Origin of the sequence: Segeticoccus rhizosphaerae (assembly GCF_009192725.1) — a bacterium.
GTDB lineage: Bacteria > Actinomycetota > Actinomycetes > Actinomycetales > Dermatophilaceae > Segeticoccus > Segeticoccus rhizosphaerae.
On record NZ_VOHR01000575.1, the window covers coordinates 1 to 1,247 of the forward strand.

Here is a 1,247-nt window from a genome sequence, read left to right on the forward strand (position 1 = left end):
ATCGTCGCGGGATGGCCGAACCGACAACTCCCCAGCGCACCGAAGCCGACTCGAAGGTGGAGGAGACCACGACGAAGGAGCCTGCGCCGCCGGCTCCTCGTCGGCTGCCGCGAGCCGCTCCTGCAGGTCCGCGAGCTCGGCGCGGTCGCTCTCCAGCGCCTGCTCCGCGGTCGCGATCGCGTGCTCGACCCGGTCGCCCTCGCCGCGCGCGCCCCGCACCACGGCCCCGAGCTGACCGAGCTTCTCGGCAACGGCGGCGAGGCGTGCGTCGGACTCGTGCAGCCGCTCGAGGGTGTGCTCCACGGCGTCCTCGGCTCGCGTGACGCGCTCGGTGGCGGTCGCGAGTGCGAACTTCGCCTCGTCGGTCCGGCGAGACGCGTCCTGGATGCGCTCTCGCGTCTCGTCGACGGCCGCCTGTGTCTCGATCAGGCTGGGCGCGGAGGCGCTGCCCCCTCGCACGTAGCCGGGCGCGAAGACGTCGCCGTCGGCCGTCACTGCGGTGACGCCGTCGCCACGCTCGAGCAGCGCAGCCGCGGTGTCGGCGTCCGGGACCAGGGCGACCCGGTCCAGGAGCTGCTCGAGGGCGGGACGTACCTGCTCGGGCGCGGTGACCACCTCGCGCGCCCAGACCGCTGCGTTGCCAGGCAGCTGCGGCCAGGGGCCGGGTGCGCCCGGACGTGCCGTGGCTCCGAGGAGCATGCCGGCGCGGCCCGAGTCGTCGTCGCGCAGCGTCTGCAGGGCACGGCGGGCGCTGTCCACCGATGAGACCACGAGAGCGTCGGCGGCCCAGTCCAGTGCGGCCGCCACCGCGGTCTCGTGCCCCGGTGCGACCTGCACCACCGCAGCAACAGACCCGTCGATGCCCTCCAGCCGCTCGGTGGAGGCCAGCAACGCGGCGGCTCCGTCCTTGCGGCGCAGCCCGAGCTCGAGGGCCTCCAGACGGGCAGTCAGGGAAGACCGGTCGCGCTCGGCCGCTCGCTCGGACTCCCGAAGCCGGTCGACCTCGGCGCGGGCCTGTTCCAGCTCGGCGGCGGCCTGCTCGTGGGCGGTGTCGAGCCCCTCCTCGCCCTCCTCGTCGACGGCCACGGAGGACTCGAGGGCGGCGAACTCCTGCTCGGCAGCCTGCGCCCGCGTGGTGCTCTCGGCGAGGTTCTCCCGGAGCCGGCCGATCTCGGCCTCTCCCGCCTCGATCCGGCTGCGCCGCGCCGCCACCTGGCCGGCCAGCTTGGCAAGGCCCTCCCGGCGGT

The 1,247-nt window shown here is 75.2% G+C and carries 1 pseudogene; it reads right to left on the bottom strand.

What is annotated here, in order from left to right:
• Window positions 1–1,247, bottom strand: a pseudogene (locus FRW57_RS21775) (chromosome segregation protein SMC); the annotation flags it as partial.